This window comes from Corynebacterium sp. MSK073 (genome assembly GCF_030232085.1).
Taxonomy (GTDB): domain Bacteria; phylum Actinomycetota; class Actinomycetes; order Mycobacteriales; family Mycobacteriaceae; genus Corynebacterium.
Genome location: NZ_JASPIY010000004.1, coordinates 114,600 through 139,510 on the forward strand (window position 1 = coordinate 114,600; position 24,911 = coordinate 139,510).

Consider the following 24,911-nt stretch of genomic DNA (forward strand, 5'->3'; position numbering starts at 1 on the left):
ACCGTGAATTCTCGCCGCTTAATTTCCGCCCTGTGGTTCCGCCTTATAGTCGTCATAGCTTTCTCGATTTTCGTCGCGGTCCAGCAAATGTGGCTAGTCACAGCGATTGCAGCATTGCTGGCGGTATTAACCATCTGGCAGCTATGGAGTGCCTATAAAAACCAATAGAGAACCAAGGCTTCACCCCTTTAATTAACGTCACTGTGACTAAATACCGGGGTATAGCAAGCGCCTTAACGCAGCAGCGGGAAAGTCCCGCTATCGGCGCCCGTCCACACAATTGGGCGTTTAGGCTGTTGGGGCTGTTCGCTAGGCACCCTAGGTAAGCCCAAGCGGATTCGAAAGGCTGGCTCGCTTCAGGTATTCAAAGGCATCTCGGCAAAGTCTGGGCCAACTTATCCGCGGAACCTTCAAACCTTAGCACGCCGCATCCAAAACAAGCAGGGCGGCCAACGCTCCGGACTGAACCGCGAACACGGCAGTCAGCATCGCACGCAATCCATACACGCTCAAGCCGCCCGCAGCTTAACCTGCAGAACTCCATAATTGTCCGATAATGTACATTATGTCATTTTAGATCCGTGGAAGTCCCTCCCATCGTGCCGAGGCCCGTCAAATAAGAATGTTCAAGCCACTCACAGCGCAAAATGTTCCAAATTGACAAATAGTGCCCTCCAAAAGCCCTAAATTGGCCCACTATTTGTCAAAACGCATCAAAGCATCCACATCCCGCCCGAACCCAAGCACCCAAGCACCACATACACCAAACGTGCAACGCCCAAGGCCAACACATATGCTGGAGCTCATGACTATTCAACGCGTTGTTAAAAAGCCTTCCCGCGCCGCCCTGTTCCTGGTCTTGGATATTGCGGAAGGCGGCGAGCAAGCCACTCGGGACATGCTCTCCGCTTTTAGCGATACCTTCAAGTCCGTCAATTTCCGCCACAATGAGGGCGAGCTGTATACGGTCGTCGGCATCGGCGCGTCCATGTGGCCGCGCCTTACCAGCGCTCCCCGCCCGGACAAGCTCAAGGAGTTCGAGGCGCTCGAGGGCACTTACAAGGCACCTTCCACGCCCGGCGATATCCTGCTGCATTTCCGCGCGAATACCTATGACCTCTGCCACGAGATGGCGCGCCAGGTCCTGCGCCAGCTGGGCGATGCCGCCACCGTCATCGATGAGACCCAGGGCTTCAAGTACTTGGACCAGCGCGACCTCCTAGGCTTTGTGGATGGCACCGCCAATCCCCTCCCCGAGGAAGCTCTAGAGACAGTGCTGCTTGCCGATGACGCCGATTATCCCCGCGGCTCCTACGTCACCGTGCAAAAGTACACCCATGACCTCAATAAATGGAGCGGCATCAGCACCGAAGAGCAAGAACGCGTTATCGGGCGCACCAAGGCCGATGACGTGGAGCTCGATGAGGATACGCAGCCCTCCAATTCCCACGTGGCCCTCAATGACCTTGAGGAAGATATCTACCGCGAGAATATGGTTTTCGGTTCCTTTGCCGCAGGTGAGATGGGCACGTACTTCATCGGCTATGCCAAAGACCCAGAAGATATCAACGAGCGTTTGCGCAATATGTTTATCGGCGATCCGGAAGGCAATTACGACCGGATCCTGGACTTCTCCACGGCCCTGACCGGTACGAACTTTTTCGTCCCGAGCGTTGACTTGCTAGACGAATTCGACGAGCTTCCGCAATAAAAATCCTAACGCCGCCCGCCGCGATTGCGGTGGGTTAGGCCAAATTGGACGGAGTCTATCATCCCTAGGGTCATGAGCGCCTCGCGAAGTGCGAATTGGAAGGTCCATAACCTGCGGAAAACCGGATCAAAGCCGGCAGCGGCGGCCTCGCGCAGGTGCCCATCGAAAAAGGAACGTTGTTGACGCAGGGACTCAATATAGTGGCTACCCACGTGCGTTTCGGACACGATGCGCAGGTGAGAGTTCTTATCCACGAGCCGGTGCACATCCATGGTCAGCGGGTAGTCGAGGCCGGGCCAGATATAGGCCCGCATGGCTTGCAGGGAAGCTCGTGCCGCGTCCGACATGGATTCGGTGGCCACGGTGGATTGAAAAGCCGCCCGCCCGTTTGCGGTAAGGAAGCGATCGAGGACCCGGATATAGGCCTTGCGCTCTCGCGGGCTTAATTGCTCGAACTTTTCCACGCTGATAATCGCGTCGTAGTGCCCGCGCCACTGTTTGGGGCTCGGAACGGAATCCGGAATCCGCTCTACGTGGATAGAGTCTTCCGTTCCGGCAAAGACAAGCGCCTCGCGCATCTGGGTAATTTGTTCAACATCGCTGGTCAGGACGTCTACTGTGGCGCGGCGCTTGGTAGCGCGTATCGCGGCCTGCATTCCGGCCGCGGGATAGACCAGAAGGTGGGTACCGGCGCCGGTGCGGGTGGCATCGAGAAGCCAATCTGCCGCCCTGCGCTGCGCCTCCCCCAAGTCATCTCGGTCCACGTTGGTGGGCTCGCTGACGGTGGTGACATCGACAAAGTGGCTCTTCGGCTCCCTGCCGCCGGCTTTCGGGCTAAAGCTTTCGACCGTTTCCCGGATCGTCGTCGGCACGCCGCTGGAGAAAACCCCGCCGACGTGGCTCAACCCATCGCCGGCATAGAGGCGCACCAGATCGAGCGGCAGCTCCCCTGGCTCAGAATCGCGGACGCTTAGTCCCTGCGGCTTTGGGAGGTATCCCACCTGTAGGAGCTTGCCCAAAACCTTTACCAATTGGGCGGAGGATTCGACGGTCCACTCGCCTGCCATGTAGCTTTCGGCAAAGCCTAACCATCCGGTAGCGGCGATCCGCTCGAAGAGCGCATCGTGGCCTACCTTCAAATCGGGGCCGCCCGCCGCATCGAGTTCGAGCTCCAAGCCGGCATTATCGCAGGCCTTGGCAAATTCCGCCTCGGCCCGGCGGGATTTTAGAGTCGCCCAGCGCTGCGATGGCACGGTCGCGATATTGGGCCATGCCTCCGCGTCGATGGAGCGTAAATGCTCGGGGGTGGAAAAACTCATGGTTTGGGGAGCGCTCCTGGGTGCAAGGGGTCACGGTGTGGGCTAATTTTAGCCAGTTTCTGAGCGGTTTCGGTCAAGACGCTCCGCAGGAAAGGAAACCCGAAACGCATGTAAATGGGTATCAAGTATGCACGTTATGTGACGAGCGTTTACACTATACGGGTACTTAAATTAAGCTTTCTCGAGGAAGGTCGCATTAATTCCATGACTGATACCCCTTATCGTCCAAACGGAAGCCGTCACCACGTTGTCGTGGTTGGCGGTGGATTCGGCGGTCTTAACACTGTGAAGAAGTTGAAGAACGCCGATGTTGAGAGCACCCTCATCGATAAGAAGAACCACCACCTGTTCCAGCCGATGCTCTACCAGGTGGCAACCGGCATGATTTCCGCAGGTGAGGTTGCTCCCTCAACCCGCCAGCTCCTGCGCAACCAGGATAATGTGGACTTTGTCAACGGCAACGTAACCGACATTAACTTGGAAGACCAGACGGTTACGGCCGAGCTCGATGATTTTTCGCGCACCTACTCCTATGACTCTCTCGTCGTCGCCGCTGGTTCCAGCCAGTCGTACTTTGGCAATGACCACTTTGCGGAGTTTGCACCTGGCATGAAGACCTTGGATGATGCCTTGGAGCTGCGTTCCCGCATCATTTCGGCCTTCGAAAAAGCTGAGCTTACCGATGACCCCGCTGAGCGCGAGCGCCTCCTCACCTTCATCATCGTTGGCGCCGGCCCGACCGGTGTGGAGCTCACCGGCCAGATTGCTGAGTTGGCTAACCGCACGCTTAGCGATGTCTACTCCACCTACGGCACCTCCGCCGCTAAGATTTACCTGCTGGACGGCGCGCCACAGGTACTCCCACCGTTTGGCAAGCGCCTGGGCCGCCGTGCCCAGCGCACCCTGGAGAAGGAAGGCGTCAATGTTCGCCTGAACGCCATGGTGACCGATGTCAACGAAAACTCCGTGACCTACAAGAACATGAAGACCGACGAAGAGGTCACCCTGGAGGGCGCAACCAAGATCTGGTCCGCCGGTGTTGCTGCTTCCCCGCTGGGCAAGATGGTCGCTGACCAGGCCGGCGTCGAGGCTGACCGCGCCGGCCGCGTGTCCGTCAACGATGACATGACCGTTGGTGACTTCAACAACGTCTACATCATCGGTGACATGATGTCCCTGAACCGCCTGCCGGGCTTGGCACAGGTGGCCATCCAGGGCGGCGAGCACGTCGCCAAGCTCATCGAGACCAAGGTGGACGAGGAGTCCACCGCCGATGAAAAGGAACCTTTCGAGTACTTCGACAAGGGCTCCATGGCCATCGTGACCCGCTTCAATGCCGTCGTGAAGCTGGGCAAGACCGAGTTCTCCGGCTTCCCAGGCTGGTTGGCTTGGTTGGCACTGCACTTGACCTACGTCGTTGGCCTGCGCAGCCGCTTGGCCGTATTGGTCAACTGGGCAGCTAATATCCTCTCCCGCAACCGAGGCAACCTGGAAATTACTACCCAGCAGCGCATTGCCCGCAACCTCATCGACGAGGCAGAAGAAGAAAAGAACTAAACTTTCTTCGGCACCGGCCGCCGGCCCACTCCCCTCCTGCGGGGCTGTGGGCGGCGGCTTTTGCGGTTTTCGTTCCTATTTTCCCATTTTTGTTAGGCTTGGACATTACAACATGGGGTGCCACGCACCGTGGCTGAGAAAAACCCATCGAACCTGCACTTAGTTAGAACTAGCGAAGGGATTGTTGTGGACTTATCATTTCTGCGTGCCCACGATGCGGTGCGCGAAACCGCTCCACTTATTCAGTGCTTGACCAATAAGGTCGTCAGCAATATCTCTGCCAATGCACTATTGGCTATCGGTGCCAGCCCAGCCATGGTCGATACTCCGGAAGAGTCGCAAGAATTTGCGAAGATCGCCAGCGGCGTGCTCATCAATTGCGGCACGCCGAATTCCGAGCAATACTCAGGCATGCGTGAGGCAATCGCCGGTGCGACCGCGGCCGGAACCCCGTGGGTCCTTGACCCCGTCGGTGCGGGCGGGCTGGAAAAGCGCACCGAGTTCATGCATGAAGTCTTGCCGCAGGGCCCGACTGCGATTCGCGGCAACGCCTCCGAAATCATCGCCTTGGCTGGAACCGGAGCCGGCGGGCGCGGCGTGGAATCCACCGATGGCGTGGAGGCCGCGCTGGAACCAGCACTCAAACTTTCCCGCGAAACTGAGGCCGTCATCGGCGTATCTGGCCCCACGGATCTCATCGTGCAGGCTGGCGAAACGCCGCGTGCGGTAAGCCTCGAGTCTGGGCACCCGATGCTGCAAAACGTCATCGGAACGGGGTGTTCGATAGGCGCCATCTGCGCGGCTTACCTGGCAGCGTGGGAGGATCCATTCGCGGCTATCATCGCCGCGCATGCGCATGTCGGGGCCGCGGGCAGCGTTGCCGCGGAGAAATCTATTGCGCCTGGCTCCTTTGCGGTTGCTTGGCTCGATGCGCTGCATGAGCTCACCACTGATGCCATCGAAGAGCGCATCTCTGCCTCCGAGGTCGCGGACGTTGCGGGGCTAGCATGAACATCGATTGGACGCTGTATCTCATCACCGACCCAGACCTCGCCGGCGGGCGGGACCAGGTCGTTCCCATCGTGCAAGAGGCGGTGCGTGGCGGGGCGACCGTCGTGCAATTGCGCGATAAAGATGCCAGCGACGAGGAGGTCGAGGCTACCGCCCGCGAGCTTCTGGAGGTCTTGGGCGACGTCCCGCTCTTTATCAATGACCGCGCCGAGGTCGCGGCCAGGGTAGGCTGCCACCTGCACATTGGCCAAGACGATATGGACTTATCCCAAGCCCGTGCTCTGCTCGGTCCCGATAAGCTCATCGGGCTTTCGGTGGGAACGCAGCAGGAATTGGACGCCATCGATCCGCAGCAAGCCCCCGACGTCATTGGCATTGGCCCGGTTCACTCGACAGCGACCAAGAAGAATGCACCCGCGGGAATCGGCGCTGAGGCCGCCAGGCGCCTTGCCACCGCGGCGCGCGAACGCGGCCTCGAGTCCGTCGCCATCGGCGGCATCAAGGCACACAATGCCCACGAACTTTCCGGAAGCGAATTCGCAGGGATTTGCGTGGTCAGCGACATCATGGCTGCCGATGACCCGGCAGCCGCAGCACACAACCTAAAGGAGGCCTACCGTGGCTAAAGGAACCTATCCCCGTATTCTTTCGATTGCTGGAACCGATCCCACAGGCGGAGCCGGCATCCAGGCCGATCTGAAGTCCATCGCCGCCGCGGGCGGGTATGGAATGAGCGTGGTCACCGCGCTGGTGGCCCAGAATACCCAGGGCGTGCGCAGCGTCCACGTCCCGCCGCTGGATTTCCTCCAGGAGCAGCTTGATTCGGTCCGCGAGGACGTAGACATCGACGCCATCAAGATCGGCATGCTTGCCGATGCCAACATCACCGACCTCGTGGCCACCTTCCTCGACCACATTGACCCGTCCGTCCCTGTGGTCTTGGACCCGGTTATGGTGGCCACCAGCGGCGACCGCCTCTTGGCCCCCGAGGCGGAAAAGGCGGTGCGCGATCTGTGCTCCCGCGCTGATGTCATCACGCCCAACCTCAAGGAGCTGGCCGTACTCACGCAGACGGAGGAAGCCAAGGATTTGGACCACGCCATCGAAGTGGCGCAGGCATGGGCTGCGGAGGCGGATACTGCGGTCATCGTCAAGGGCGGGCACCTTGACTCGGCGATTGCAGATAATGCAGTGGTCACCCCGGATGGAAAGGTGCACCGCGTGGAATCGGCTCGAGTGCAGACCAAGAATACCCATGGCACGGGCTGCTCCCTCTCCTCTGCCCTCGCAACGCGGCTCGGTGCCGGCGATGATGCCGCAACCGCCCTCGAATGGTCGACGGATTGGCTGCACGAGGCGATTGCCAATGCGGATGCGCTGGCCGTCGGCAAGGGCAGCGGGCCGGTAGACCACCTGCACCGCTCGCAACGCTTGATGCGGGCGGCGTCCTCGGTACCGCTTCCTCACCTGGCTGGGCCTTTGGACGAGGTAGAAAATCCAGACCAGCCGCGGGTTGCGGCCGCTGGCCCGTACACGCAGCGCCTGTGGAATATCGCGGCGGAACACTGGGAGGAGGTAAAGGCACTCCCCTTTATTCAGAAGCTGGGTTCCGGTGCACTCGCCAACGATGCTTTCAGCTTCTACCTCGATCAGGATTCGCAATACTTGGCGGCCTACTCCAAGGCCCTGGCTCGCCTCGCCAGCCAAGCGCCGGATACCGCACAGCAATTGCACTGGGCGCAAGGCGCCTATGAGTGCCTCGCGGAGGAGGCTGAGCTGCACCGCGGGTGGTTGAAGGATTCTGCTACTACCACGCCATCGCGGGTCACTAGCGCCTACACGGATTTCCTCATCCGCTCTACGCATACGGACGACTACGCCGTCGGCATCGCGGCCGTACTTCCCTGCTACTGGCTGTATGCAGAGGTGGGCTTGCACCTGGCGGAATTCGACTCGCCCGATCACCCCTACCATGCCTGGTTGGAGGTCTACGGCGGCGAAGATTTCCTCGCCGGGGTGCGCGAGAGCATCAAGATTGTGGAGGAAACCCTGGAGAAGGCGGATGAGGCCACTCGGACCCGCGCCGAGCGCGCCTTTATCAGCGCCAGCATCCACGAGGTCGATTTCTTCGACCAAGCGGACCGGCGCTTTTAAGGCCTTAGGCCAAGAGGTCCGCACCAGGCCTAGATAGCACGGCGACCAAGAAGGTGGAATGCTCCGAAAATAGCTTCATGTCCCAGGAAGAAAACGTGAAGTCAATGCGGTAGCCCACCTTCTGCGCCATATCGAGGAAGTCCTGGAAGTCCCATCCGCGGCCTTCCCCAAAGCCGGTGACGAAGCGCCCGCCGGGGGTCAGCGAGTTAAAAATATTTCGCAGGGCTTTCTCGCGGCCGTCCACGGCCAAAAAGCCCATGACGTTTCCCGCAGAAACGGCGAGGTCAAAGGGGCCTTCGGGAACCTCTTCCGTGCACAGGTCCCCAACGAACCACTCGCCGTCGGGGAAGTCATGTTCGGCATGCTCGATCAAAATGGGGTCCACGTCAATGCCCACCACGCTGTGACCGCGGCGCAGCAATTCCCCACCGACGCGGCCGGTTCCACAACCGGCGTCGAGGATGGTGGAATTGCGCTCCACCATGGCATCGACAAGCCGGGCCTCCCCATGAATGTCTTTGCCCTGCGCCTCCAGCATCTTCCATTTGCGGGCGAAATTATGGGAGTGGGCGGGATTGGCTTCGGTAACTTCTTTCCACGTAGGCATAGATTCGATTATATTACTCACCGTCGGTGTAAGCTTTACCCGCTGCGTAAAACGTGGACCGTTTTACTACTTGATTGCGTTACTATCCGCACTACCGTGCAAAGGAGGCTGAAACGATGCCGTCCGTACCCACGCCCTTTAGGGGCCGAAAGAAATCCACGCCTCCTAGTCAGCCCTCCTTCCCACCGGTTCCCGCGGAGCGCGCCATTGAGCACTGCCGCGTCTTCGTCGATGGTGAGGCCCTACCCGGCGAGTATTCCGCACATTCCGCCCTGGAAACCGTGGCGGAATATGGCCGCGGGTTTGTCTGGGTTGGCCTGCATGAGCCTTATGAATCTCAGATGACGAAGATCGCCTCACAATTTGGCATCCACGAGCTCATCGTGGAAGACGCCGTTATGGCCCACCAGCGCCCTAAGCTAGAGCGCTACGATGACCAGCTTTTTGTGGTGGCCCGCTCGGTGAATTACCGCGACCACGATGAGGTGCAAGATAAGCGCCAGATCATTTCGACGGGCGAAATCCAGATGATCATGGGCTCTAACTTCATCATTACCGTCCGCCACGGTGCAAAGCTGCCTAACTTGGCGTACACAGTCGAAGACGAGCAGGACTTGGTGGAGCTCGGCCCCGTCGCCATGGCCTGGAAGATCCTGGACATGATGGTGGACCGCTACTCCGAGGTCGCCCGCCTGATTAGCGATGAAGTCGATGAACTCGAAGAGGAAATCTTTACCCCTAACCTCAAATTCGACGTCGACCGCATTTATATGTTCAAGCGCGAAGTCTTGGAGATGAAGCACGCCATTTACCCGCTCTCTGCGGCATTAAAGGCGATGGTCTCGGATCACAAGGATCTCATCTCTAAGCAGATCCAGTCATACCTGCGCGATGTCTACGACCACGAGCTCGTGGTCAATGACTTGGTGGCCAGCTTCGATGAACGCTTGACCTCGCTTATTGATGCCTCTGTGGCCAAGGTCACTATGCAGCAAAACTCCGATATGCGCACGATCTCCGCCGTCGTCGGTATGTGGGCAGCGCCGACGCTAGTCGCCGGAATTTACGGCATGAACTTCGATATCATGCCGGAGCTGCACTGGGCCTTTGGCTATCCCATGGCAATAATCATCATGGTGGCTGTCGTCGGCGGCCTGTGGGCGTGGTTCCGGAAAAACCACTGGCTCTAGCCCTAGCTTCGTTCAGCCAGAATCATGGTGCGCAGCGTGGTGCGTGCAATGAGTGTGTCTCCTTGGCGCATTTCTACGCTCCACACGTGGGTGCGCGTGCCCAATTGAATGGGGGTGGCCACGGCTTCTAGCTCGCCCTCCCCCGTCGCCCTGATGAAGTCCGTGGAGTTATTGACCCCCATCGCTGGGGCATCGGCAGCCGCGACGCTGGCAAGGGAGGCCACCGTTTCCGCGATGGTGCAATATAGCCCGCCATTGGCCACGCCCCACGGCTGGTGATGCTGTGGAGTCACGGTAAGGCGCGCGCGGGCCTCGGATGGGCCCACGCGGTCGAAGGTAAGGCCGATGAACTCAGCAAGCCCGCCGTTGACCGAATTTAGTTCCTCCAGCTCTTCCTCGTTGAGCAGGCGCGTGTGCGCGGTATGAAGTAAGTCATTGAGTATCTGGGTATCTGACATAGTCTTTAAGCTTAGCCGCCAGCGCGGCGAAAGCGCGGCGGTGACGTAGGATAGGCACCATGACTGAAAAGAACGAACTCGCGCACATTGGTGTTGTCGGCCTGGCGGTAATGGGCTCTAACCTCGCCCGCAACTTTGCCCGCAATGGCAATACCGTCGCCGTCTATAATCGCAGCCCGGAAAAGACCCACGCCCTCATTGAGGCCCACGGCGACGAAGGAAACTTTATCCCTTCCGAATCCATCGCGGATTTCGTCGCTTCCCTGGAGCGCCCCCGCAAGGCCATCATCATGGTGCAGGCGGGCAAGGCCACCGATGCGGTCATTGATCAGCTTGCCGATGCCATGGATGACGGCGATATCATCATCGATGGCGGCAACGCGCTGTTTACGGATACCATTCGCCGCGAAAAGGAAGTGGCCGAGCGCGGCAAGCACTTCGTAGGCGCGGGCATTTCCGGCGGCGAGGAAGGCGCCCTGAATGGCCCGTCCATCATGCCCGGTGGGCCTGCTGAGTCCTGGGAGACCTTAGGCCCCATCCTGGAGTCCATCGCCGCCGAGGTAGATGGCACCCCGTGCGTGACCCACATCGGCCCGGATGGCGCCGGCCACTTTGTCAAAATGGTCCACAATGGCATCGAGTACGCTGATATGCAGGTCATCGGCGAGGCCTACCAGCTGCTGCGCTACGGCGCGGGTCTGGAGCCGGCCGAAATCGCGGAGATTTTCAAGGAATGGAACTCCGGCGACCTGGATTCCTATCTCATTGAGATTACCGCCGAGGTACTCGCCCAGAAGGATCCGGACACGGGCGCCCCGCTTGTCGATGTCATCTTGGACGCCGCCGGCCAGAAAGGTACCGGCCGCTGGACCGCGATCAATGGCCTCGAATTGGGCGTGCCGATTACCGGCATTGCCGAGTCCGTCTTTGCCCGCGCACTGTCTTCTTCTAGCCAGCAGCGCGCCGCCGCGCAGGAGGGCCAGCTTCCGGCAGGCACGAACGCGGACTTCGACATCGACAAGGATGCCTTCATCGAAGACGTTCGCCGCGCCCTCTATGCCGCCAAGCTCATCGCCTACTCCCAGGGCTTCGATGAGATCAAGGCCGGTTCAGCCGAATTCGGCTGGGATGTCGATCCGCGCGATCTGGCCACCATCTGGCGCGGCGGCTGCATCATCCGCGCCAAGTTCTTAGACCGCATCCGCGAGGCATTTGATAATAATCCAGAACTTCCCGCCCTCATCCTGGATCCCTACTTCAAGGGCGAGCTGGAAGACCTCATCGAACCGTGGCGCCGCGTCGTCGTCGCGGCAAGCCAGATGGGCCTGCCCGCCCCGGTCTTTGCCTCTTCGCTGTCCTACTACGATAGCCTGCGCGCCACGCGCCTGCCCGCCGCCCTTATTCAGGGCCAGCGCGATTTCTTTGGTGCACACACCTTCAAGCGCACCGATAAGCCCGGCACCTTCCACGTCGAGTGGTCCGGCGACCGCAGCCTGACGCAGGTGGACTAAGTACTGCAAATAAAAAGGGAGGACCTGCACGGTGCAGGTCCTCCCCTTTTTTAGTACCTGGTGTTAGACCAAGCCGAGCCACGACCAATAGGTGGCAGACAGCAGCAGGATAAGCAGGTACCCGACGATGGTCAGCGGGATACCAGAACGAAGGAATTGCTTGGTGCTAAAGGCACCGGTGCCATAGGCCAGCATGTTCTGCGGCGCCGAGACGGGCAGCAAGAATCCGAAGCAGATGACGAACTGCTGGATGACCACGAAGCCGATGCCGCCGTTGGGAACATCCAGCGTGGCGGCCAAGGCAATAAAGACCGGGATGAGCGCGGAGGCCAGCGACGTAGCCGAGGCAAAGCCCAAGTGGATCAGGATATTAAACAGCGATACCAGCGCAATCGTTGCGAGAATCGGCAGCGAGTCTAGGCCCATTAACCCAAAGGTCTTTTCTGAAAGCCACGTTGCGGCGCCCGTATCCAGCAGGAACGAGCCGAGGGAAATGCCGATGGCAAAGACGATGAGGGTACCCCAGCTCACGGACTTTTGTGCCTCTGGCCAGGTAAATACGCCGATCTTGGGCAGCAGCATCAAGGCGACGGCCACCGCGGTAATGACGGCCGAGCTAATCGGGTGCAGTAGTCCCTCCGTGGCCCAGAAAAAGAGCAGGAGGAGGGAAAACCCGATAAGCCTTTTCTCTTCCGGTGAGGTGGGCCCGAGGTCCTCTAGCTGCTTGGCGATGAGCTCCTTTCCTCCCTCAATGCGTTCCGTTTCCGGTTTGATGACGGCGCGCATGATGAAGTACAGCGCAACGGACATCAGGATGGACCAGGGTGCGGCCCAGATAAACCACTGCCCCCAGGAGACCGACTGCCCCATTTGATCCTCAATAAATCCCACCGCCACGAGGTTTTGGGCGGCTGCGGTTTTAATGCCCACGTTCCAGATCGATACGGCCTGCGCTGCGGTAATGACGAGTAAGGCGCCCAACTTCGACTCATAGGATAGGCCGAAGGCGGCCACCATACCGAGCAAGATGGGCACCACGGCGCCCGCACGCGCGGTGGCAGAGGGAACGAAGAAGGCCAAGATGATGGCGATCGCGATGGCGCCGATAACGATGTGGGAGGTCTTCTCCCCCGCGATCTTCAGCACGTACAGCGCAATCCGTTTATGCAGGCCCGTAGCCTGCATCGCTCCGGCCAAGATTAGCGCCGCGGCCACAAGCGCTACCGCAGACGAGGAAAATCCTGCCATCGCGACCTTGAGGGCGTTGGAGGTGCCGTAGATACCATCGGATTCTGGATCCGGCCCGAGCCCCAAAAGTAGGGAGATAAGGCCGACGATCAGCAAGGCGCTCACCGGATAGCTCACGGCCTCGGTCACCCACATGATCACCGCAAAGGCCAGCATGCCTAGGGCCACTTTAGCGGGCCAGTCGAGTCCCGGAATCGGGATAAGTAAGACGACCGCTAGGGCCAGGAAGGCCAGCGCGAACCACACGGCATCAAGGTGAAATTTCTCCTTCTTCGTGGGTTCTGTAGATTCCTGCGGCGAGGAGTGGGAAGAAGAACTGGCTGCGGTTGCTTGTGCTTGAGCCATGGAGACGACTCCTTAACAGTTCGGTGTGGCCCTTGGAGGGGGGCCGGTGAGTGGAGGAATAAATCTTGCGTGCTTCCCAGCACCACCTTCCACGTTAGGTAATAACCAGTGAAATACCTAAAGTAGGGACCTATTTTTGCTATGGGATTTCTCACTTGTACGGTGGTCCACCAATCGTGCGCTGCCCGATGCAGGATTTTGCGCACCCACCGGTTAGAATTGCCCAACGATGACTACTTTTGCCGAACTCGGCTTACCTCAGCGCGTGGTTCACGTTCTACACAACCAAGGAATCACGGAAGCATTTCCCATCCAAGCCGCAGCCATCCCGGATGTACTCGCAGGCAAAGACGTACTTGGCCGCGGGCCTACCGGTTCCGGAAAGACCTTTACCTTTGGGCTTCCCACATTGGCCCGATTGGCTGGCTCGGGCGCCTCTACCCCGGGCCAGCCCCGCGCGGTCGTGCTCGCCCCCACCCGCGAGTTAGCGACGCAGATCCAGCAACGCCTCGATGAACCCGCCGCCGCATTAGGGCTGCGCGTTCTCGCGGTGGTCGGCGGCGTCAATATCAACCACCACATCCGCTCTCTGGCGCGTCCAGTGGACCTCTTAGTCGCCACACCTGGTCGCGCTCAGGATCTCATCGCACAAGGCAAGTTGTCCTTTGACAAGGTACAGATCACTACCTTGGATGAGGCAGACCAGATGGCCGATATGGGGTTTCTTCCCCAGGTGCGCAAGCTTTTAAACTACACCCCACCCACCGGTCAGCGGCTGCTTTTTTCTGCGACCCTCGATGGGGATGTTAATAAGCTGGTCGAGCAATTCCTGCACGATCCCGTGATCCACTCCACTGCTCCAGTTGCCGCAGCGGTGGATTCGATGTCGCACCACCTGTTTTTCGTGGGTGATCGCCCCGCTCGCAACGAGGTGGTTATGCGCATCGCCGCGCGCGCAGGCAAGACCATCATGTTCATGCGTACCAAGCACGGCGTGGATAGGCAGGTGAAAAAGCTTCGGCGTGCCGGCATTAACGCTTATCCACTGCACGGGGATAAGGGCCAGGGCGCGCGCACCCGCGCCATTTCTGGCTTTGCCGATGGCTCCATTCCAGTCCTGGTTGCCACCGATATCGCGGCGCGCGGCATCGATATTGCAGACGTTTCACTCGTCGTCCACGTGGATCCGCCTGCAGAACACAAGGCCTACCTCCACCGCGCAGGGCGTACTGCGCGCGGCGGTGCAACAGGCACGGTGGTTACCTTGGTCACCGATGAACAGCGCTCAGAGGTAGCTACCCTCATCAAGAAGGCCGGTGTGAGCGCTACCGAACACGATATTTCCCACCGCGAAAATCCGGCCGGTGCTCCTGAGCTGCGCACGGTCACCGGTGCCCGCAAGCCGCACGGCCCGGCCCTTCCACCGCCGGGCCAAGACGGGTCTAACGGCGCGAGCCAGCAACAAAAGAATCAACCCCCACGCCAACAAAAGCGGCAGGTTGGTGGAGCCAGGAGGGGTAAGGGGCGGCGTCGCTAAGCGCTAGCACAATAGAAAGGAGGATTCGCGCGTGCAGGTTTTATCTACCGCTGACTGGACAACCCGCATGAATGAGCACGAGCGTAGGGCGGCGGACCGCCTGGAGAGGTTTCGCCATCCGGGCAGCTATCATCCCGTATTTGATTTCCTCTTTGAGTACTACCCTGTCCGCCCATCGCACCTAAAGCGCTGGCACCCGGGCATCGACACGGCGCTCAAGGGTAACGCGCCGCAGGCTAGCTGGCGCGATTACCACGAGACTGCGGACGGCATCACCGTGGACGTGGAATCCTATATGCAACGGCGCGGAAGTTCGATTGACTATATCTTGGATCTGCTGCGGCGCTCTGCCACCAACCCGGTGCACTTTGATTGCTTTGGTCTGCATGAATGGGCGATGGTTTACCACACCGATTCCCCACGCCATGATCTCCCGCTGCGCTTAGGCGCAGAAGGAACCAACCGCGTCGTTGATACTCATTCCCTAAAGTGCTCGCATTATGATGCGTTCCGTTTCTTTACTCTGCCGGCGCGCCCGCTCAATCTGACGGTGCTCCACCGTGAGGATCAACCTGCCAATGACCAAGCAGGCTGCGTGCACGTGACCATGGACCTTTATAAATGGGCGTGGAAGCTCGGCCCCCTGGTCCCAGGTGATCTCTTCCTCGATTGCCTGGATCTGGCTATCGATGCCCGCATCCTTGACATGGAGGCCTCCCCGTACGATTGCCGTAATTGGGGCCTTGGGGTAGTTCCTATTGAAACACCAGAGGGCAAGGCGACGTATGTCAACCGTCAACGGGGCCTCGCGCAGCGAGCGCAACCGCTGCGCGAGCGGCTTGTCGCAGTAATGGAAAGGGCTTATTGCCAGTTACACTAGATTAAACGCATCATGCGCTGGCTCGGGAGTTTTGGAGAAAGGCACTACATGGCACGGCACTCAAACGGGGAAAACAGATTCGCACTAGCTGGCTGGGTTATCGCGGTTATCATCATCGCAATCCTTGCCGTCATCGCACCGTTGATTTTCCTGTTGCGCGCTGGGGATGACTCTGGAGAGCCTACGGCCGCAGAAACCGCGTCCCAATCCCCTGTGGAAAGCAGCCCAGGAGTCTCCTCCTCCGCTCCGAGTACGCCGGACGACGGCGAAGAGGCTTCGGGCTCGGCTTCCTCTTCCACCGTGGAGATGGCCCCCAATACTCTCCTGCTCGTTGATACTTCTGCGAATATGACCGCGATGTTTGATGCAACGCAACAGGCGCTATCTGGCACCGCGGAAAAATTGAGTGACAACAATAGCCAGGTAGCCTTGTGGAACTATTCGTCCCCCATTTCGGAGGCCGCGTCGGTGGGTTACCGCGATAACCTCGGATTCGGCAATGGCGCTGCGGTTCCGGATACGCTCGCGGCATTCGGCACCGGTGGGGTGCCGCAATCGCGCAGCGCCACAATTGCCGCGCTGAACACCGCTGCGGATCAGGCCGCCGGTACCAACCGGAAGGCACGGGTGCTCCTCGTGACAACGGGCACCGAGCTCGATATGGACGATGCCCAGTTTGCCGCCGCTCTTGACGGCGCGAAGTCAGACAACGTAGAGCTATCCGTCGTCCACGTGGGCCCAGGGGCTATCGATGAACAGCTAAAGAACGCCGCTGACAACTTCACTAGCGTCGATGCGGGTACGCAGGAGGACCTCAACGCCGCGATGGATAAGGCCGCTGGGGTTTAAACAAAAAAGTTCTCCCTCCACCCCCGTGAGCTGGGGTCTGGAGGGAGAACTTATTAAGAGGACTTAGGAACTCTTGCGGTTGCGGCGAGCGGCGAGCTCATCCAAGCCAACCACGTTGTCATCGGGCAATTCCTCGATGCGCTCTGCGGGGAAGGACGTAATCGTGCCGGACAGTTCCTTCAAGATTCCCGGCACTGCGATGCCGAAGACACCCTGCCCGCCGGCGAGAAGGTCAATGACCTCATCATTGGAGCGGCACTCGTACACGGTAGTGCCATCAGAGACGAGGGTGAGCTCAGCCAAATCGTTAACGCCGCGGTCATGCAACGATTCCACGGCCAAACGGATATTCTGCAGGGAAATGCCGGTGTCGAGCAGGCGCTTGACAATCTTGAGGACCAAGACGTCCTTGAAAGAATAAAGGCGCTGTGAACCCGAGCCGCGGGCGGTGCGAATGGAGGGGTTGACCAAGTTGGTGCGTGCCCAGTAGTCCAACTGGCGATAGGTGATGCCAGCAACCTGGCAGGCGATGGGCACGCGGTACCCCACTTCTTCGTCCGGTCCCACATCAAAGAGGGATTCTTGGACGTACTGGGACTCGGACTGAGTGTCCTCGGTGATGCTCACGTAATTACTCCAATGGGGTTTGTTGGAAGCTCTAAAGATCAATTAAATGCCAAGCGCACACCCCCGTCAAGCGGTGCTTGCTTAACCTTCGAGTACAACTTTAGACTTTAAAAACCACATTGTCACCATTAGTCACACGCGTGTCATTAATTTTTTTTGTCTTCTTCCCCCGTGTGGAAATCGGATTCATCCATGCCAAGGCTGCGCATCATCTCTTCGAAATCGGCATCGGCCTGCGCGTTTCCGGATGCAGAGGTGCTTTCCTCGGCGGAGGAGGCATCGCTGTCTTCCCAGTCCTGTGTGGGGGTAGGAAGCTCGAGGTCGAAGTATTCCTTGATGTCCTCCTCGCTGGCGAAGACGGATACCTGCGCCAAGAGCGCAGATTCGGCAACGATGGGCACCTTAAAGTACTCGGCTACCGCCAAGGCATCGCTTACACGCGCATCAAAAACTTCACCTTGCGCGGTCTGAATATCCACCATGAAGGTGCCTTGATGGTGGTTGACAATCTCGATGGCCTCGACGCCACCTGCAGCCTCCAAGACCTCGCACAGAAGATCGTGGGTCGTGGGGCGGTTCGGGCGCTGGTCAGCAAAAACGGTAGCCAATTGGATTCCGTCTACGGCCGAAAGCCAGACGGGAATGAGGCGATTGTCTTCGGGCCAACGCAGCAGTGCGCAGACATCATCTTCTGGCCCAAGCTGGTGAATGCCGTGAAATTCAAGGGTTACATCACTCATAGCTACCACTCTCCCACATGGGAGGCAGCCATGGTGAGTTAGCCGTTAAATTCGTGGCGCAAATCCGTCTTTACCAAGGTGGCATGCAAAGAAACCACTAGCGCCGTCATCTGCTGGGACAGTTCTTCTGCCTGCTGGTGAGCGGTATCGGAATTCGAGTGCGCTACGGGGGCCGCAACCTGCGAAATCAAATCTGCTTGGCGGCGTGCGCTATTGCGCAGGGACTTCAGCTGGCTAGCGCTAAAGCCGAAGGCCTGCAACGCTACCGCGGCAGAAGCAATGGCCACGTCGTCGGTATTGAAAAATCCCGCGGCATCCGGCTTAATGAGCTTGTCCTTGATAAAGGTGGCAATATCCGCCTCGGATGCTCCGGCTTGCTCTGCTACCTCGGCATCGGTCAAGCGCGTTACCGCGGGTGCTTTGAACTGTTGCGGGGACAGCAAGGTCTCCGCATTGCCAGCAGAAACAATGGCGGTGACCTGGCCAGAATCCATCGCTTCCAGCTGCTCGCGGATAACCTTAAGCGGGGTGTAATTATCCCGCTGGGTGGTCAAGATATAGCGCAACCTATCCACGTCTTCCTGCGTGAACCGGCGGTAGCCGGAGGCAGTGCGCTGGGGAGAAATTAGCCCCTCTGACTCGAGGAAGCGGATTTTAGACACAGTGACATCAGGGAACTGCTGATTCAGCGTTTCTAAGACCACGCCAATGGACATGGTCTTAGCCTTCTTCGTGTTCGGGCTTTTGCGGCGAGCTGATGCCGCCGCGGATTCTGCTGCGCTCACTGTGTCTATCTCTTTAAAAGTGTCTCAGTAGTCGTTGGATATAAAAAGGAGACTAAACCGCTTTAACCAAGTACGGCAAAACGGCTTGTCTGCTGCGGTTTTAGTCCTGCTTGGTGATGAAGACGAGGCGGAATTTACCGATCTGAATCTCATCTCCCACCTCGAGCACCTGCGAGTTACGCGGCTCGCGGTTGACGTAGGTGCCGTTCAGGGATCCCACGTCTACTACCTCGAATTGGCCGTCATCATTCTTGCGGAATTCAGCGTGGCGGCGGGAGACGGTGACATCATCCAGGAAGATATCTGCCTCTGGGTGGCGCCCTGCCGTGGTGGTGTCCTGATCCAGCAGGAAGCGGGCACCGGCATTGGAGCCGCGCTTGACTACAAGCAACGCCTGGCCGTCCTCCAAGTTTTCCGTACCTACCGCAGAGGTCTCGGTTCCCTTGGTGCCATTTTCCATTTCCTTGAGCAGGTCAGCGCGGAATACAGAGGTGGTCTCCACCTGTGGTTCCGGGGTTCCGGTGTTCTCGCTCATTGTTACCTCCGGGGATTAGTTTTGAGTTACTTATACCAATAATAGCGACTCTACCGAGTCTTTGATCTCTCAGTGGGCAATTATTTCACCGGAAAATGTTTCCGATGCCGCTCAACACGGAATTTCCCTGCCCCGCAAGGGGGTTATCAGAGACCATATAGGTCCACGTTGCGCTTGGACGGTTCAACCCAGAGTCTGCTAGGTGTGCCCCCTCGGCGTCAATAGGCACCTGCCTGAAGGTCTCTACGGCCTGATCTACCGCCCGCTGCGCCAAGTCCTTAAATTCGCGCACCGCGATGCGGTGATATTCGTCAATTGGGGTCTCGCGCGCGATGGCGCGCAGGTGAATGGATTCGCGCACATCATCGAGCAGCTCGAGGTGATCGGCCCAGCCCATGTCCAGGTGATACAGCATGATTTCGCGCGCTGCCTGGGTGCGCGCCGCCTCCGGGATATCCGCAAGCTCGCTCGCCCGCTCTGGGGCGCGCTCGGCAAGTTCCTGCCACGCTTGGTCTGTATCCAATAGCGCTGCACGGCGCTTATCGATGATGATGCGCTGGTCCGCCAAGAGCTGGTTATACTTCCAGGTTTGCGCGTGAATTTCTAGCAATTGGCCCTCTGTTACCCGCTGACAATGGGCGACAAAGTCCTGCACTCGTTTGGATTCGATGAGCCCGCTAGGGCCAGGTTGCGCGCTGACCTTTTCCCCAGCTCCGCCTTGTTGCACCACATCATCTTCCAGGGAGACGAAAAATAGCGCCAAGCCTGGGTCCCCTTGGCGCCCTGCACGCCCGCGCAGCTGGTTATCGAGCCGCGCGGTGCGGTGCCGAGAGGTTCCGATCACGGCAAGGCCGCCGCGTTCGGCCACCTCATCGTGGTCGGCCTCATCGGCACCACCGAGCTTGATGTCGGTACCGCGGCCGGCCATTTGTGTGGAGACGGTTACCCGCCCAATATCGCCGGCTTCGGCGACAATCTGTGCCTCTTCGCGGTTATTTTTGGCGTTGAGCACGTTGACTTCGATATCGCGATCGCGCAAGGCCTCCGCCAAATTTTCTGATTCCGCAACGTCTTGGGTTCCCACAAGCACTGGTTGACCGGCTTCGTGCAGGTGGGCAATTTCTTCGACGATGGCCGCTGACTTCTCCCCTATGGTGGCAAAAATGCGATCTTGTTCATCGAAGCGCTGCAGTGGCTTATTCCGATCGATAACGGAAACGTGCAGGTCATAAAATTGCCGCAGCTGGTCGGTGGCCTCTACCGCAGTACCCGTCATTCCACAGACCAGCGGGTACCGTCGCATGAGTTCTTGCAGGGTAATCGTATCGAGGATGCGCCCGCCCTCAGAGACTTCCAAGCCCTCTTTGGCCTCTACCGCTGCCTGCAGCCCGTCGGGCCAGCGTTGCAGATCGGCGACGCGACCACGGGAGGCATCGATAAGCTGCAGCTTGCCGTCCACCACGATGTAGTGAATATCGCGTATCAACAGCGCCTTTGCGTGCAGCGCCAAGTTGACCTTGACGAGGACGGTGCCGATATTGTCCTCGGAATAAAGGGAATCGATGCCGAGCTCTCGCTCTACGCGGGCTGCGCCGACATCGGTAAGCTGCACCGTGCGCCCGTCATCTGAGATGACGTACTCGTGGTTCTCTCGGAGGCGGGAGACCACATTGGTAATTTGCCCCGTGGGAGCTTCACCGGGGCGATTTCCTGCCAGAACCAGGGGCACGAGGGCCTCATCCACTAGGACGGAATCGGCCTCGTCCACCAAGGCGACATCGCCAGGCGCCTGCACCGTCTGTGCGCGTTCGGTGATCTGGTTATCGCGCAATAGGTCAAATCCCAATTCATTGACCGGGGAATAAATAATATTCTGCACATAGGCTGCGCGGCGCTCATCCGCGCTCATGCCCTCCGTGACGGAGGCTACCTGCAGCCCAAAAAATTCCACGACAGGCCGCATCCATTCGGCATCGCGGCTGGCCAGATAGTCATTGACCGTCACGACGTGGACGCGCTTTCCAGTCAGCGCGAAACCCGTTGCGGCCATCGCGCCAACGAGAGTCTTGCCCTCACCGGTAGCCATTTGAATGACATCGCCGGTAAGCAGTCGCAGTACCGCCTGCGATTGCACGGTGAATGGGTGCAGGCCCAGGGTGCGTTCACACGCGACGGCAAGGGCACCCAGGAATTGGGCCTTGTCTGCGACCTCGCCGCCGCGCACCGCATCGCGGGCGGCTTGGGCCACGGCAGCATCGTCGCTCTGCGCGAATTTCTCCGCGGCGGAGCGAGCTTCATCCACGATGGCCTTGGATTTCTTATCGTTTCGCTCGCTTTGCGAGCCCATCGCTTTCCAGAACCAATCGAATGCTCCCACGACAATTCCTCCTTTAGGGGCTGGCTGCCTACGACTCTAGTCAACCTCATCTGGCTTGGAACCTATGGGGCCGTTATTGTAGGTGCCATGCAATCCGTCAATGTTAAGCTGCCGTCCAGCCGAGGAACCGAGATGGCAGGAACCATCGACTTTCCTGATGCTCCCCCTCTCGCCTTCGCCGTCTTCGCGCATTGCTTTGCCGGCTCGCGCCATACCCCTGGCGCGGCCCGCACCTCGAAGCAATTAACGGAATTCGGTATCGCCACCTTGCGCTTTGATTTTCCCGGTTTGGGGCAATCAGAAGGCGAGTTCGCGGACACCACATTTAACCAGAATGTCGACGATATCCGCACCGCCGCGGACTGGCTAGAAGAACACTATTCCGCACCACAGATGCTCATTGGTCACTCCTTGGGCGGCGCAGCGGTGGTCAAGGCCGCCACGGCAATGAAAAAGATTCGCGCCGTGGCCACCATCGGCGCCCCCTTCGATCCCGCGCACTCCGTGCTGCACTACGCGGATAAGATCGGCGAGGTAGACGCTAATGGCGAGGTCGAGGTCGTCTTGGGAGGCAGGGCCCTGACCATTTCGCGTAAATTCCTGGAGGATCTGGCAGAAACCAATCCGGAAGAATACCTACCGCGGTTGCGCAAGCCCCTCTTGTCCCTGCATTCCCCCATCGATCAGACGGTGGGCATCGACAATGCGCAAAATATCTTCCGCATGACCCGCTACCCCAAATCCCTCGTTTCGCTGGATAAGGCCGATCACCTGCTCACCAAGCAGGGAACCGCAGCCCGCGCCGCTGATCTGATCGGTGCCTGGTCCCAGCAATTTATTGTTCCCGACTATGAGCCCGAGGAAGTGGGCACCGACGCCGCCGTTGCCCGTCCCGCTACCGGCACCAAGTTCGGCGTCGTGGTGCGCCACAATGATCACTCCGTGACCGCGGACCGCACCAAAAAGGAAGGCGGCAAGGGCAAGGGCTTTACCGCAACCGGCCTGCTCATGTCGGCCTTGGCAGCTGCCTCCACCCAGGCCATCAAGGAGGCCGGCAAGAAGCTTGCGCTTGACGATGTCCACGTATCCATCACCCAGACCGGTACCACCTCCTTCGAGCGCCGCATCGAACTAAAAGGCTCCTTGAGCGATTCCGATATCGATGCACTGCGCGCAGCCGCGCGTGATACCGATGTCGAGCGCATGGCCGCCGGCGCCACCATCACCGATATCGTGGACTCCAACTAATGGTGGCCCTCAATCCCATCGCCGATTCCCGCCGCTGCCCCTGCACGAGCGGGCTGAGCTTTGGCGAATGCTGCGGCAAGTACCATGCCGGTGCCAAAGCTCCCACAGCCGAGGCCTTGATGCGGTCACGCTTTAGCGCCTTCGTCAGCGGCGATGAGGACTACCTCCTGCGCACCTGGGATCCGGTGACTCGGCCGAGCTCATTGGACTTGGCTGACTCCCCCATCCGGTTCTACCGCCTCGATATCCTCGATACCGAAGGCGGTGGTCTTGTAGACGATGAAGGCATCGTGGAATTTGAGGCCTTCTACAAGGGCGAGGCAGTGGGCTCCCAGCGGGAGCGATCGTCTTTCCGGCGCCTGAATGGCGCATGGGTCTATTCCACCGGCGAGCTTTGATGCAGGTCATGGCCTTGATTTCACTGTGGAATTATCCTGATGTAATCTAGGGCAGTCGCAACAAATAATGCGACGCCGGGCTATGGCGCAGTTTGGTAGCGCACTACACTGGGGGTGTAGGGGTCGCAGGTTCAAATCCTGTTAGCCCGACAAATTATCCCACGGCTATGGATTTACTTCACGGCCGTGGGATTTTCTGTGTGCCTCGCCTACACCGCAAATAGGATGGCGAGACCAAGCAGTATAAGCACCGTGGGGAATAAAACGCTCTCCCACTTCTCTAGTGCTTCTGCTACGGCTGGCCGTGTGGCCACAAATTTCGCCGCCGCTACAAGGCCTGCGACCAAGACGAGGAATACGACGCAGTACACCGCGATATCTGCGGGCGAAGACGTGGTAAATACCGGCAAGTACACACCGATATTATCGCCGCCATTGGCAAAGGTGACCCCGGCTACCGCAGCGATACTGAGCTTCTTTCCAGAAACGTCATCGTCGTCTTCCCCACGAAAAGCCTCCCAGGCTGCCCAGATACCAATGGCTAAGGGAATAAGCCCGAAAAAGCGTATCCAGTCTTCCGGAAGAATGGCGCTAAGTCCCAGACCGAGTGCTACAGAGACCGCGAGGATTCCCAAAAATCCCAGGTACTGGCCCAAAAGGATGGCTTTGGTCGTGCCCTTCCTGCCCGCGCCACGGGCAAAGAATAGCGAGAGAACAACGATATCGTCGATATTGGTGACGATGAATAAGACGATTGCGGATGCGAGAGTAGTAATCACCTAATCAGCTTAACGTATCCACCGATGACAATTGTCATGGAAACTTCGTGACACGACCCCTGTTATTAAAAGCGCAAACGTAGTTAAGTGCAAGACATGAAAACTACACGTATCCCTAACTCAGGTTCCTCAACAGCGATTGAGGTACGCGACGTAGAAAAAGTCTTCGCAGCGAACTCCTCGCATTCAGTGCGAGCACTGAATGACGTATCAGTCTCCATCGCCACCGGAGAAATCGTAGCGTTGTTAGGTTCCAACGGCGCTGGAAAGTCCACACTCATTGACCTTATCTTGGGCCTTACCGAACCTTCTTCCGGCGCTATTACAGTCCAAGGCAAAAGCCCCCAGGAAGCGATCAACAACACACAGCTAGCAGCGGTGCTCCAATCCGGAGGTCTTCTCCCCGAGCTCACCGTAAGCGATACCTTAAAGATGATTTCCGCTACCTTTGCCCAGCCCCTAGACATTGGCGAGGTCGCACATCACACCAACTTAGAACCGATATTGTCTCGACGAGTGGGCAAGTGCTCCGGCGGCGAGCAACAACGTCTTCGTTTCGCGCTTGCGCTCCTGGGTGACCCACAGATACTCATCCTTGACGAGCCGACTGCCGGTATGGATCCAGGCGCTCGCCGGGACTTTTGGGCGTCCATGCAGCACCAGGCTGAGCTCGGGCGGACCATCTTCTTCGCGACACACTATCTCGAAGAAGCGGACAATTTTGCTGAAAGGATAGTGCTTTTGCACAAAGGGGAAGTTGTGGCCGATGACAAGGTAATTGACATACGTAGCCGCGGCGAGGTCCGAAGAATTACGGCCCAATTTGACGGCAGTATCCCTCCAATGAGTGCGCTACCAGGCGTTACCGAAGTCACCCGCACTGGAGATCACATTCAAATGACTACCTCAGATTCGGATTCACTGGCCCGTCATCTTCTTAACCACACAGGCGCCTATGACCTCACCATTAGCGCTCATAGTCTGGAAAATACTTTCCTCGCTCTCACCGATGAGCACAACTAATCCAATTCTCCTCCCGCCAGCC

At 58.8% G+C, this 24,911-nt stretch carries 24 protein-coding genes, 1 tRNA gene and 1 riboswitch; of the genes, 15 read left to right on the forward strand and 10 right to left on the reverse strand.

What is annotated here, in order from left to right:
• Positions 1–3: 3 nt before the first annotated feature.
• On the forward strand, positions 4–168 hold the full coding sequence (locus QP970_RS04105; RefSeq protein WP_284853931.1) for a hypothetical protein: 165 nt from the start codon (positions 4–6) through the stop codon (positions 166–168).
• 637 nt (positions 169–805) lie between these two features.
• Positions 806–1,711, forward strand: coding sequence for a Dyp-type peroxidase (locus QP970_RS04110; RefSeq protein ID WP_239268089.1), 906 nt, complete (start codon positions 806–808; stop codon positions 1,709–1,711).
• A 5-nt stretch (positions 1,712–1,716) separates the two neighbouring features.
• Here QP970_RS04110 and QP970_RS04115 read toward each other — a convergent pair whose 3' ends face one another.
• On the reverse strand, positions 1,717–3,030 hold the full coding sequence (locus tag QP970_RS04115; RefSeq protein WP_239268087.1) for a class I SAM-dependent methyltransferase: 1,314 nt from the start codon (positions 3,028–3,030) through the stop codon (positions 1,717–1,719).
• A gap of 204 nt (positions 3,031–3,234) precedes the next feature.
• Here QP970_RS04115 and QP970_RS04120 point away from each other — a divergent pair, with 204 nt between their 5' ends.
• From QP970_RS04120 to QP970_RS04135, 4 genes are all read left to right on the forward strand, one after another.
• Positions 3,235–4,587, forward strand: coding sequence for an NAD(P)/FAD-dependent oxidoreductase (locus tag QP970_RS04120; protein ID WP_284869695.1), 1,353 nt, complete (start codon positions 3,235–3,237; stop codon positions 4,585–4,587).
• Positions 4,588–4,690: 103 nt separating this feature from the next.
• A riboswitch (TPP riboswitch) is annotated at positions 4,691–4,786 on the forward strand.
• Positions 4,774–5,598, forward strand: a complete 825-nt coding sequence (gene thiM / locus QP970_RS04125) for a hydroxyethylthiazole kinase (RefSeq protein ID WP_284849599.1) — start codon at positions 4,774–4,776, stop codon at positions 5,596–5,598. (Overlaps the previous riboswitch by 13 nt.)
• Positions 5,595–6,224 carry a thiamine phosphate synthase gene (gene thiE / locus QP970_RS04130; RefSeq protein ID WP_284849598.1) on the forward strand — a complete coding sequence of 210 codons (630 nt, stop codon included), beginning with the start codon at positions 5,595–5,597 and terminating at the stop codon, positions 6,222–6,224. Before thiM ends, thiE begins: the two co-directional genes overlap by 4 nt.
• Positions 6,217–7,752: a bifunctional hydroxymethylpyrimidine kinase/phosphomethylpyrimidine kinase gene (locus tag QP970_RS04135; protein ID WP_284869696.1), complete on the forward strand. Its 1,536-nt coding sequence runs from the start codon at positions 6,217–6,219 to the stop codon at positions 7,750–7,752. Before thiE ends, QP970_RS04135 begins: the two co-directional genes overlap by 8 nt.
• Before the next feature lie 4 nt (positions 7,753–7,756).
• Here the strand turns inward: QP970_RS04135 and QP970_RS04140 are convergent, their stop codons facing one another.
• Positions 7,757–8,359: a class I SAM-dependent methyltransferase gene (locus tag QP970_RS04140; RefSeq protein ID WP_284849596.1), complete on the reverse strand. Its 603-nt coding sequence runs from the start codon at positions 8,357–8,359 to the stop codon at positions 7,757–7,759.
• A gap of 116 nt (positions 8,360–8,475) precedes the next feature.
• On the opposite strand from QP970_RS04140, the gene corA reads away from it, so the two are divergent.
• A complete protein-coding gene (gene corA / locus QP970_RS04145) occupies positions 8,476–9,549 on the forward strand; it encodes a magnesium/cobalt transporter CorA (RefSeq protein ID WP_284869697.1) in 1,074 nt (357 codons plus the stop codon).
• A 2-nt stretch (positions 9,550–9,551) separates the two neighbouring features.
• Here the strand turns inward: corA and QP970_RS04150 are convergent, their stop codons facing one another.
• On the reverse strand, positions 9,552–10,007 hold the full coding sequence (locus QP970_RS04150) for a PaaI family thioesterase (protein WP_239268073.1): 456 nt from the start codon (positions 10,005–10,007) through the stop codon (positions 9,552–9,554).
• A gap of 59 nt (positions 10,008–10,066) precedes the next feature.
• Here QP970_RS04150 and gnd point away from each other — a divergent pair, with 59 nt between their 5' ends.
• Positions 10,067–11,518, forward strand: a complete 1,452-nt coding sequence (gene gnd / locus QP970_RS04155; RefSeq protein WP_284869698.1) for an NADP-dependent phosphogluconate dehydrogenase — start codon at positions 10,067–10,069, stop codon at positions 11,516–11,518.
• Between the two features lie 63 nt (positions 11,519–11,581).
• Here gnd and QP970_RS04160 read toward each other — a convergent pair whose 3' ends face one another.
• Positions 11,582–13,111, reverse strand: coding sequence for an SLC13 family permease (locus QP970_RS04160; protein ID WP_284849594.1), 1,530 nt, complete (start codon positions 13,109–13,111; stop codon positions 11,582–11,584).
• A gap of 229 nt (positions 13,112–13,340) precedes the next feature.
• Between QP970_RS04160 and QP970_RS04165 the strand changes: the two genes are divergently transcribed.
• From QP970_RS04165 to QP970_RS04175, 3 genes are all read left to right on the forward strand, one after another.
• Positions 13,341–14,648, forward strand: a complete 1,308-nt coding sequence (locus tag QP970_RS04165) for a DEAD/DEAH box helicase (RefSeq protein WP_284869699.1) — start codon at positions 13,341–13,343, stop codon at positions 14,646–14,648.
• Between the two features lie 67 nt (positions 14,649–14,715).
• On the forward strand, positions 14,716–15,528 hold the full coding sequence (locus QP970_RS04170; protein ID WP_410756183.1) for a 3-methyladenine DNA glycosylase: 813 nt from the start codon (positions 14,716–14,718) through the stop codon (positions 15,526–15,528).
• 48 nt (positions 15,529–15,576) lie between these two features.
• Positions 15,577–16,377, forward strand: a complete 801-nt coding sequence (locus QP970_RS04175; RefSeq protein WP_284771856.1) for a vWA domain-containing protein — start codon at positions 15,577–15,579, stop codon at positions 16,375–16,377.
• Between the two features lie 63 nt (positions 16,378–16,440).
• Here QP970_RS04175 and QP970_RS04180 read toward each other — a convergent pair whose 3' ends face one another.
• The 5 genes from QP970_RS04180 to secA2 form a co-directional block, all read right to left on the reverse strand.
• On the reverse strand, positions 16,441–17,004 hold the full coding sequence (locus QP970_RS04180; protein WP_005282882.1) for a MerR family transcriptional regulator: 564 nt from the start codon (positions 17,002–17,004) through the stop codon (positions 16,441–16,443).
• A 146-nt stretch (positions 17,005–17,150) separates the two neighbouring features.
• The gene (locus QP970_RS04185) at positions 17,151–17,744 is read right to left on the reverse strand and encodes a bifunctional nuclease family protein (RefSeq protein ID WP_284869700.1); all 594 of its coding nucleotides are present in this window, start codon (positions 17,742–17,744) and stop codon (positions 17,151–17,153) included.
• Between the two features lie 38 nt (positions 17,745–17,782).
• A complete protein-coding gene (gene ftsR / locus QP970_RS04190) occupies positions 17,783–18,529 on the reverse strand; it encodes a transcriptional regulator FtsR (RefSeq protein WP_034659152.1) in 747 nt (248 codons plus the stop codon).
• Between the two features lie 100 nt (positions 18,530–18,629).
• Positions 18,630–19,064, reverse strand: coding sequence for an oxoglutarate dehydrogenase inhibitor Odhl (gene odhI, locus QP970_RS04195; RefSeq protein ID WP_023022279.1), 435 nt, complete (start codon positions 19,062–19,064; stop codon positions 18,630–18,632).
• Between the two features lie 85 nt (positions 19,065–19,149).
• On the reverse strand, positions 19,150–21,441 hold the full coding sequence (gene secA2 / locus QP970_RS04200) for an accessory Sec system translocase SecA2 (RefSeq protein WP_284869701.1): 2,292 nt from the start codon (positions 21,439–21,441) through the stop codon (positions 19,150–19,152).
• A gap of 87 nt (positions 21,442–21,528) precedes the next feature.
• Between secA2 and QP970_RS04205 the strand changes: the two genes are divergently transcribed.
• From QP970_RS04205 to QP970_RS04215, 3 genes are all read left to right on the forward strand, one after another.
• A complete protein-coding gene (locus QP970_RS04205) occupies positions 21,529–22,689 on the forward strand; it encodes a bifunctional alpha/beta hydrolase/OsmC family protein (RefSeq protein ID WP_284796154.1) in 1,161 nt (386 codons plus the stop codon).
• On the forward strand, positions 22,689–23,087 hold the full coding sequence (locus QP970_RS04210) for a YchJ family protein (protein ID WP_284770696.1): 399 nt from the start codon (positions 22,689–22,691) through the stop codon (positions 23,085–23,087). Before QP970_RS04205 ends, QP970_RS04210 begins: the two co-directional genes overlap by 1 nt.
• Positions 23,088–23,163: 76 nt before the next feature.
• Positions 23,164–23,237 (forward strand) — tRNA-Pro (locus tag QP970_RS04215).
• Positions 23,238–23,296: 59 nt separating this feature from the next.
• On the opposite strand, the gene QP970_RS04220 is transcribed toward QP970_RS04215, so the two are convergent.
• Positions 23,297–23,866 (reverse strand): cadmium resistance transporter, encoded by a 570-nt coding sequence (locus tag QP970_RS04220; RefSeq protein ID WP_284771852.1) that lies wholly within the window; start codon positions 23,864–23,866, stop codon positions 23,297–23,299.
• A gap of 96 nt (positions 23,867–23,962) precedes the next feature.
• On the opposite strand from QP970_RS04220, the gene QP970_RS04225 reads away from it, so the two are divergent.
• Complete coding sequence (locus tag QP970_RS04225) at positions 23,963–24,889, forward strand: ABC transporter ATP-binding protein (RefSeq protein WP_035108509.1); 927 nt, start codon at positions 23,963–23,965, stop codon at positions 24,887–24,889.
• The last annotated feature ends 22 nt before the right edge of the window (positions 24,890–24,911 follow it).

Coding starts and splice junctions, on each gene's coding strand:
- QP970_RS04110 (WP_239268089.1), top strand. CDS start 806: ATGACTATTCAACGCGTTGTTAAAAAGCCTTCCCGCGCCGCCCTGTTC.
- QP970_RS04115 (WP_239268087.1), bottom strand. CDS start 3,030: ATGAGTTTTTCCACCCCCGAGCATTTACGCTCCATCGACGCGGAGGCA.
- QP970_RS04120 (WP_284869695.1), top strand. CDS start 3,235: ATGACTGATACCCCTTATCGTCCAAACGGAAGCCGTCACCACGTTGTC.
- thiE (WP_284849598.1), top strand. CDS start 5,595: ATGAACATCGATTGGACGCTGTATCTCATCACCGACCCAGACCTCGCC.
- QP970_RS04140 (WP_284849596.1), bottom strand. CDS start 8,359: ATGCCTACGTGGAAAGAAGTTACCGAAGCCAATCCCGCCCACTCCCAT.
- corA (WP_284869697.1), top strand. CDS start 8,476: ATGCCGTCCGTACCCACGCCCTTTAGGGGCCGAAAGAAATCCACGCCT.
- QP970_RS04150 (WP_239268073.1), bottom strand. CDS start 10,007: ATGTCAGATACCCAGATACTCAATGACTTACTTCATACCGCGCACACG.
- gnd (WP_284869698.1), top strand. CDS start 10,067: ATGACTGAAAAGAACGAACTCGCGCACATTGGTGTTGTCGGCCTGGCG.
- QP970_RS04160 (WP_284849594.1), bottom strand. CDS start 13,111: ATGGCTCAAGCACAAGCAACCGCAGCCAGTTCTTCTTCCCACTCCTCG.
- QP970_RS04165 (WP_284869699.1), top strand. CDS start 13,341: ATGACTACTTTTGCCGAACTCGGCTTACCTCAGCGCGTGGTTCACGTT.
- QP970_RS04170 (WP_410756183.1), top strand. CDS start 14,716: ATGAATGAGCACGAGCGTAGGGCGGCGGACCGCCTGGAGAGGTTTCGC.
- QP970_RS04175 (WP_284771856.1), top strand. CDS start 15,577: ATGGCACGGCACTCAAACGGGGAAAACAGATTCGCACTAGCTGGCTGG.
- QP970_RS04185 (WP_284869700.1), bottom strand. CDS start 17,744: ATGAGTGATGTAACCCTTGAATTTCACGGCATTCACCAGCTTGGGCCA.
- odhI (WP_023022279.1), bottom strand. CDS start 19,064: ATGAGCGAGAACACCGGAACCCCGGAACCACAGGTGGAGACCACCTCT.
- QP970_RS04205 (WP_284796154.1), top strand. CDS start 21,529: ATGCAATCCGTCAATGTTAAGCTGCCGTCCAGCCGAGGAACCGAGATG.
- QP970_RS04210 (WP_284770696.1), top strand. CDS start 22,689: ATGGTGGCCCTCAATCCCATCGCCGATTCCCGCCGCTGCCCCTGCACG.
- QP970_RS04225 (WP_035108509.1), top strand. CDS start 23,963: ATGAAAACTACACGTATCCCTAACTCAGGTTCCTCAACAGCGATTGAG.